The sequence below is a fragment of the Methanogenium cariaci JCM 10550 genome, assembly GCF_001315945.1.
GTDB classification, from domain to species: domain Archaea; phylum Halobacteriota; class Methanomicrobia; order Methanomicrobiales; family Methanomicrobiaceae; genus Methanogenium; species Methanogenium cariaci.
The window spans coordinates 95810-103086 of record NZ_BBBG01000007.1 but is presented as its reverse complement, the minus strand read 5'-3'; the positions used below and the strand labels follow the sequence as shown (position 1 = coordinate 103086).

At 53.9% G+C, this 7277-nt stretch carries 11 protein-coding genes; 5 read left to right on the top strand and 6 right to left on the bottom strand.

Features of this window, described 5'->3' with window-relative positions:
* Nucleotides 1–55 (bottom strand): aldehyde ferredoxin oxidoreductase C-terminal domain-containing protein (locus JCM10550_RS22575; RefSeq protein WP_245618898.1); only part of this gene is annotated, 55 nt, incomplete at its 3' end.
* Nucleotides 56–237: 182 nt separating this feature from the next.
* Nucleotides 238–423, bottom strand: coding sequence for a hypothetical protein (locus JCM10550_RS08145; protein ID WP_157200075.1), 186 nt, complete (start codon nucleotides 421–423; stop codon nucleotides 238–240).
* 165 nt (nucleotides 424–588) lie between these two features.
* On the opposite strand from JCM10550_RS08145, the gene JCM10550_RS08140 reads away from it, so the two are divergent.
* Together JCM10550_RS08140 and JCM10550_RS08135 are read left to right on the top strand one after the other, a co-directional pair.
* Nucleotides 589–1386 (top strand): hypothetical protein, encoded by a 798-nt coding sequence (locus tag JCM10550_RS08140; protein ID WP_062398336.1) that lies wholly within the window; start codon nucleotides 589–591, stop codon nucleotides 1384–1386.
* Between the two features lie 178 nt (nucleotides 1387–1564).
* Nucleotides 1565–2074 (top strand): GNAT family N-acetyltransferase, encoded by a 510-nt coding sequence (locus JCM10550_RS08135; RefSeq protein WP_083475384.1) that lies wholly within the window; start codon nucleotides 1565–1567, stop codon nucleotides 2072–2074.
* Between the two features lie 100 nt (nucleotides 2075–2174).
* On the opposite strand, the gene JCM10550_RS08130 is transcribed toward JCM10550_RS08135, so the two are convergent.
* Nucleotides 2175–2507 carry a type II toxin-antitoxin system PemK/MazF family toxin gene (locus JCM10550_RS08130; RefSeq protein WP_157200074.1) on the bottom strand — a complete coding sequence of 111 codons (333 nt, stop codon included), beginning with the start codon at nucleotides 2505–2507 and terminating at the stop codon, nucleotides 2175–2177.
* A 184-nt stretch (nucleotides 2508–2691) separates the two neighbouring features.
* Here JCM10550_RS08130 and JCM10550_RS08125 point away from each other — a divergent pair, with 184 nt between their 5' ends.
* From JCM10550_RS08125 to JCM10550_RS08115, 3 genes are all read left to right on the top strand, one after another.
* The gene (locus JCM10550_RS08125) at nucleotides 2692–3564 is read left to right on the top strand and encodes a GNAT family N-acetyltransferase (RefSeq protein ID WP_062398349.1); all 873 of its coding nucleotides are present in this window, start codon (nucleotides 2692–2694) and stop codon (nucleotides 3562–3564) included.
* A 196-nt stretch (nucleotides 3565–3760) separates the two neighbouring features.
* A complete protein-coding gene (locus tag JCM10550_RS08120) occupies nucleotides 3761–4891 on the top strand; it encodes a hypothetical protein (protein WP_157200073.1) in 1131 nt (376 codons plus the stop codon).
* A complete protein-coding gene (locus tag JCM10550_RS08115; RefSeq protein ID WP_157200072.1) occupies nucleotides 4809–5273 on the top strand; it encodes a hypothetical protein in 465 nt (154 codons plus the stop codon). The genes JCM10550_RS08120 and JCM10550_RS08115 overlap by 83 nt, the downstream gene beginning before the upstream one ends.
* A 6-nt stretch (nucleotides 5274–5279) precedes the next feature.
* Here JCM10550_RS08115 and JCM10550_RS08110 read toward each other — a convergent pair whose 3' ends face one another.
* The 3 genes from JCM10550_RS08110 to JCM10550_RS24755 are packed head-to-tail and all read right to left on the bottom strand — an operon-like array spanning nucleotide 5280 to nucleotide 7228.
* Nucleotides 5280–6527, bottom strand: coding sequence for a GntP family permease (locus tag JCM10550_RS08110; protein ID WP_062398328.1), 1248 nt, complete (start codon nucleotides 6525–6527; stop codon nucleotides 5280–5282).
* On the bottom strand, nucleotides 6528–7145 hold the full coding sequence (locus tag JCM10550_RS08105; protein ID WP_281175327.1) for a site-specific DNA-methyltransferase: 618 nt from the start codon (nucleotides 7143–7145) through the stop codon (nucleotides 6528–6530).
* Complete coding sequence (locus tag JCM10550_RS24755) at nucleotides 7142–7228, bottom strand: hypothetical protein (RefSeq protein WP_281175329.1); 87 nt, start codon at nucleotides 7226–7228, stop codon at nucleotides 7142–7144. Before JCM10550_RS24755 ends, JCM10550_RS08105 begins: the two co-directional genes overlap by 4 nt.
* Nucleotides 7229–7277 lie beyond the last annotated feature (49 nt).

Genomic DNA, 7277 nt, shown 5'->3' with positions numbered 1-7277 from the left:
GGGGTGTGGGCACTCCTTCGTTGTCCCATTCGCGTTCTGCATAATATTCGTCCAGCAGGGGCTGCGTTCCCAGATCCGTCCTTTCGGCGCACCGTCCGGGAGGGTGTCATCAGCTTTTGTGTATCCGACAGTGAGTATAAATAGTTTCTGGATATCCAGATACGTCCCCCCCCGATCTTCAGAAATTTAGCTGCACGGATCTCTGTTCCCGTTGTTGTGGACATAATATCTGCGCAATCATCTGCATTCAGGGCAAAGGGGGTAAAAAGGCAGAGACCCGATGTACTGCCGTTTCATTTCAGCATCTGTTTCCTGTATGGAAATTTCCCCCCCTTCCCCCCCCAAATCCACCCCCCCCGGCAATCTTGTTGGTGCATCCATCCATGATTTCTCATCGGCGGGATATCCCCCCCTGCTATCCATATATAGATTCCCCCCCTGTGTCATGTTTTAGGAAAATGACATTTTCCCGGCATATCTTTATCCTGAATTTAGGAAGGAATACATAAATACGGTGAAGCATGACAGAGGAGATGTCTGTCTTTCCAAAGGCAAGGATGGAGGATGAACAGGAGAGGGGAAGTCCATATGAAATCAGTCAGGCATATCTACGCTATTGCTGCAGCAGCGATTCTGGTTCTTTGTATCTGCATGCCGGTTTCTGCGGCAGGAAATGTCAGCATCAATGCCGGGCAGGGTTCCGGAACCGGTTCTGGGGGCGAATCGGCCGGGCCTGCAAATGCCAGTCTGCAGGACAGGGAGGTGCAGGATCAGGAAAGGATTACGGTACGGGATCAGGAACGGGTGCGGGTCGAAGAATGTAGTCCGGATGAAGCATGCAATGCAACACGTCTGAGGGCAATGGTTACGGAACGAAACCAGATATATCTGCCCGGGCCAGATGGCAGCTTTCCTCCTCTGATGATAACAGAGAGGGCAGCATATGCATTCCGGGCAGCAGCACCCCCCCTTACGAGTGCGAATGCACCTGACCTGATCCGGCTTTCTGAAGAAATAAATAATTCTGTCAGATACGCACTACAGAATGAAGAACAAATTCGCTCGCAGAATCAGTTCATGGTCTTTTTGTTCGGGGGGGGCGACCAGGCATCCGCAGATGCCATGATGCAGCACGTGGTCCAGAACCGTATCCGTACAGAAGAGATGAACCGCCTGATCGACGAGTGCGGCTGCGACCCCCCCGAGACAGCGGCTCTTCTCAGAGAACAGGTGCAGGCGATAGAACAGGAACAGGCGCGCTTGAAGGGGTGGCGGCTGCAGAAAAAGGCAGACGAGGACTCTTTGGTATCTTCGGATGAACGGTATCCCGGCCGGTTTTCTTTGGCACCATCCTCATCCCTGTTTTATTCAATTGTGTCTGGCTGAATAAACCGGGGAGTATGGCCGGAGCTGCCGCGGGGCAGAGGGGCCATCTGTCATCTGCGACACCACTCCCACATTCTCTTGTTTCATGTCAGGATATGCCCGGATGTTACCGACTGTGGAAAAGACTGTTCCAAAATACTCATTGGTGTGGCAGACAGTATGTCTTTCCTGATTATACATGATAACTGCTGACGAACATAGAGAGAGGGCGGGCCTGAAGATCAGGGTTGCGGTGCTTGCTGACGGGGGGGAAATGATTGCTGCAAACAACAGCAGAATCGCATGTGAAACAGAAGGGCGTGTGCTTGATAGTAAGACGGTACGGGATGGAACCTTGTCTGTTCTGGAGGATCCGGCGAACGGGTGGTACCTGGTGGCCGAATACAATGATACCGTGGCCGCCCAGTGCCTGATCACGCTTGAATGGAGCGACTGGAGAAACGGGCATTGCTGGTGGATTCAGAGTGTATACGTTGTACCTGAGTTTCGGAGAAAAGGAATATTCTCTGCGATGTATGCATGGATCTCTGCTGAAGCATGCAATTGCCCGGACGTGGTGGGACTGCGTCTGTACGTGGAACAGGATAATCTACCTGCCCATGAGACATACCGCAGCCTTGGGATGAAGAGAACACCGTATGTCATGTATGAAGATATCTTTCAGGAAAATGACAAAGAAGCTGAATAAATCCTGAACAATCTGTTTTGCCCGAATCACGAACCGGCTGTACAAATAATCGCGGCGGGATACGCCTCCTCCCTGTTATTTCTGCTTTTTCACCGGGAGGTTACCGGCATGAACGGGCACTCTCCAGGACTGTCCTGAAATAATCCGACTCCAGTGTCCCTTTTTTATACCGGATGGACCGTTCGCGGATCGTTCCTTGTTTGTGAACCAGAATATAACTATCTTCAAAGAGGTCAAGGCCGCCTTCCCGGAAATGATGGAGGGAACATGCAAGGGCAGGGCTGCCTGACGGGGGGGGACGGGATGTTACCGGGCAGACCTGCATTTCTTCTGCTTCCGCAACAGAGAGTATCACAAGAGGGCGCGGATAGGTGCTGTTTCCCAGACGAAACGGGGGGGCCAGAACAATATCTCCCGGTCTGCAGCCTTTCATGCTATCAAATCCGTCTTCTGAGATGAAAAAATTCACGGATGAGGAGGTGGTGGCGGCAACGGGGGGGTGGAAACGGAGATGATGAAATCGTGTCTTTTGCTGGCCCGGAGAGAGACAGTCATATTTCAGAAGGATAAAATGGCTTGGAGATCTTTATTCATTTCATACACCGGATATGACCGATATGACCAGAAAAGACAGAACAGATGTACAGATGCGCAATGCCACAGAAGACGACGTGCCCGTGTTTATTGAATGGGCCCGACAGGAGGGCTGGAACCCCCCCGGCATCCATGACGGGGAATGCCACTATGCAGTGGATCCGGATGGCTGGTTTGTGGCAGAGCAGGACAAAGAGATCGTGGGCACACTGGTGGTGACAAATTATGATCCATCATTCTCATTTGGAGGGTTCTATATCATCCGTGAAAGTGCCCGTGGACATGGTGTCGGCTGGAAGCTCTGGATGCATGGGATGGCCCATGCAGGAGAGAGAAATTTCGGCGGGGACGGCGTCTTTGAGATGCAGAACAAGTATGCAGAGAATGCTGGACTCATCTATGCATACCGGAATATCCGCTGGCAGGGTAGGGCAGAAGGGCGTGCACAGCCGGACCTGGTACCGGCAACAGAACTGCCCCTAAATGTCCTGTCAGCATATGACAGAAAACATTTCCCTGCGAACCGCAGCAGATTTGTGGAACAATGGATCTCACGGGACAATACCGGGGGGGCACGTGTATTTCTGTATCCGGATGAATCCATCGGCGGATATGGGGGGGTGATCCGCCGCTGTTTTGAAGGATATAAAATCGGCCCGGTCTTTGCTGACACGCCCGATATTGCAGAGAGTCTTCTTGACGGCCTCACGGAATCGGTAACTGGAGAGATATTCTTCTTGGACACCCCCCCCGAACCAAACACTGCTGCGGTGGCAATGGCCCGTGACAGGGGGGGTATGGAGGAAGTCTTCGGAACCGCAAGAATGTATTCCCGGCACGTGCCGGTGCTACCGCTGGAGGAGATATTCGGAGTCACGTCATTTGAACTGGGATGAGAGTCTGATCCGATTTTTCATAATTTTTTGAGACTAAAGTCACCGATTCCGTCGTTCCCCCAGACAGTGTTGGTGTCCTTAAAGGTATGCCGGAGAGTGACCCGACCATCTCACAGCCCTTCTGTTATCAGATAGGTTCATTACCTTTTCAGAAGATGATAAGACTCTGGTTGATAGGTATCAGATTAGGGAAGGGGTGAAAATACTGGATAAGCATAGTGTGTATGATGTGTCCGGGGCAGCAGTCGGCCTCGCGGACCTCCTTAAATGCGATAATGAGGGTGAGGTCTTTTGTATCGACGGCGACCCCCCCAGATACTGTGGCCGGATATTTTATGAAAACCAGCTTACTGCAACACTCTTTCAAAAGATTACCGCAATGGTGGCAAATCCACCGGATGCAGGCATTATGGATCACCGGGAAGAACATGAGTCCATTCTGCTGGCGTGGCCAATCTCTGTGCTCTTTGATTCGCCCCCCCTCGGGAGCAGGAATTTTATTGGATACAGCATGCCTCTCGTTGATACTGAACTCTTCCGGGAAGCGCACTGTTGTTATGATCCGCAGGAATCAATCAGGGAATTCGGCAGTGCCTTTTCCTGGAGATATCTCCTTACTGCAGCCTACAATATCGCAACCATAACCGATGATATTCATCGGCACGGACACTGTGCGGGGAATTTTTCCGACACTACAATCCTCATTGCCCACACCGCCGCGGTCGCGTTCATCGACTGTGAATCATTTCAGATTCGTGACTCCGCCTCAGGCCGGGTATTCCCATCCGTTGCAGGAACCAAAGAATACCTACCTCCAGAACTTCAGGCGACGGATTTTGCGGAAGAGCGCCCGGACTGGTATTATGGCGATCACTTCGGGCTTGCGGTGATGATCTTCAGGCTTCTTATGAGAGGTGTCCATCCGTATCAGGCGGAAGGCGAGGGTGTATCCGGCCTCCACGGCATTGAACAGAAGATACAAAACGGGGTGTTTGCCTTTGCCTCACCCGACAAAAATATTCACCCTCCCTCCTCTGCACCGGATTACCACATTATACCCCCCCCGTCTCTCCGGTGTCTCTTTTCACGGTGCTTTGTTAATGGCATTGCAGAACCAAACCGCCGTCCTTCTGCCGGGGAATGGAAAGACTGTCTCCTCTCGGAGATAATGGCAATGAAACACTGCAGGGTGAACACAAACCACTGGTTCGGGGGGGGCCACCTTGCGACATGTCCCTGGTGCAGTGGGGGGGCAGGACATCGTTCCGGCCATTTCCTCTGTCTCCACGCCGTCTCTTTCATCCCCCCCTACCGGTGTCCCGAATGAGGTGTATGACACAACAGAATATCGCGTGCCGGAATATGATGTGGGAATCACGGATACGCCGGCTGGCCATTTTGCCATGCTACTCCCTGAGCCCCCCCATGTGACCATGCATGATGTGGCCCGCGGGATCACCATCCCCCCCTGCCGTCTGCCGGTGACAGTGGCCGGGGATGGTCAGCTTTTGATTCATGTGACCTCCGATGTTCCCTGGATTGAGATTGCAAACGCTGCGGTTACGGTTGAGGGGGAAGGAGGCGTGCATGTCATCCTTAATACCGGCGCGATGAATGGCAATGGATTTCAGAAGGGGCGGGTCATGCTGAGTGCAGGTGACATCAGAGAAGAAATTTTTCTGTTCGTCTCAGTTCTGCCAGAACTCTGAATTGTTTCAGCCGAATATCAAGAGAGTGATACCCGCGGTGATCGTTCCTGCACAGAACAGGGGGGGCACAGTGTAGCGCATAGTGACGTCCCGTACACTATCGCCTGTTGTCCGGCGTATCAGCCAGAAGAAGGGATCGGTTACGAAACTGAACATCATGCACCCTGCTGCGATCATCAGGACGAGAGGGAGGGCAGGGACTGTGGTCACGATCTCAGTTCCGGCAAGCAGGGATGCGGTGATGACCGCTGACACGACCCGTGATCCCTGCGCGGCCTGGAAAAGTGCTGCAATGACAAAGGCCACAAGGATTGCCGGAAGAATAGTGGTGAGGGACGGAAGGGCAGCAGCAATGCCCCCTTCTGCTGCGACCACTGCCCCAAGGCCGCCAGCACCGCAGAGATCAAAGATGATGATGCCAGCATGTTTCGTACCGGATTCCAGTGCCGGGATGCGGGATGCCGCCGGTGAGAGGATGGCGGCACCGCAGAGGCCGGCAAAGAGTGCGATATTGATGTTTGCGAGAATGGAAAGGGGGGGCGTGATGATGTGGCCGACAGCAAGGCAGGCAACCGGCAGCATAACCGGGATCCACGCCTGCCTGCGACTGCCGGGCGCGGTCTCTTCGCTCTCCGGGCTGCCAGCGCTGCATGCATGCAGCCGCCCGGAGAGGTATGCCACAATGATGAGGGCGACTAGGGAGAGGGGAAGTGCGACCTGCAGGTAACTACCGGCAACAAAATCCCCCCCCGGCTGCAGACGGTTTGTTATCGCATACGTAACCGGAAGTGGGTAGAGAAAGACAAACGATATGACCGACCCGCAGGCGGCTGCATAGTAAAGCGCCGTGGTGCATTGCAGTTTTTTGCGAATGCCCGCAAGCACCGGTGTGAGAACAAGAAAGGGGGTGATGCAGCACATCATCGGAATTGAGAGCAGGTAGCCAGCGAGGGCGGCAGCGGAGACCGGCCGGTGGGTGACCCGCCCGATATCCTCCACGACACGCTCTGCACCACCGTCCTGTTTCAGAAATTTAGCGATGACGGATCCACAGTATACCGGTATGCCAAGGAGGGCAAAGAGTGCCCCCCCGGCACCGCCCGTAAATGCCGAAATCGCACCCTCGCCCATGCCGGTGAGCAGGGCAAAAAAGAAGGCACCACCCGTGAGGGTGAGAAACGGCGGGATGGCATGCCGGGAAGCCACGAACGCGATGATCGTGATGGTGAGGATGAGAGCGATGATCGGATCCATTTATACTCTCGGTTGGGTACGCCTTTGAATCCGCTCCTCTGCACAGTCGCAGTATTCCGCGTCGATATCAAATCCGATGTAGTGCGCACCGAGGGTGATGCATGCAAGGGCGGTATTCCCGATGCCCATGAAGGGATCGCAGACGACGGTATCCGGGGGGGTCTGGCCGTGCAGGCGGATGCACATCTCCGGCAGTCTCTCCGGGAAACTGGCGGGGGGGTGCGGGCGGGACGACCGGATGGTTTTGTAGGGGGGGATAAACCAGACATTGCCCCGGTCTCGCAGATCCTGCGTTGCCTGTTTCCAGCGGCCGATATTGGTCTTGTCCTGATATTTTACCCCGACTGCAAGTTTATCCAGTTTTGTGCTGCCTGTCGGGGGGGTGAAATGAAAGATATGTTCATGGCACTGGCTCAGATACCGGTCTGAATTTACCGGCTGATAGTGTCCGACTGATATGTCATCCCGAATGGCCTCATAGTTGCCCACGTCTTCCTTTGCAATGGAGACCGACTTCACCCAGTGTATCACATTCTGGAGGATGAAATCCTCCCTGAATTCCTGCATGACATCATAGGGCACCCATGGTTCACGGGGGGGTTTTCCGCCGACATTCAAAAAAACGAGCCGTCACTGCGAAGGATGCGGCGCGATTCATGCGCGATGCGATGCATCCAGTCCAGATATTCGTCATAGGGCATCGTGTCGTCATGGGTCGCATATGGTTTGCCGATATTGTAGGGGGGGGCG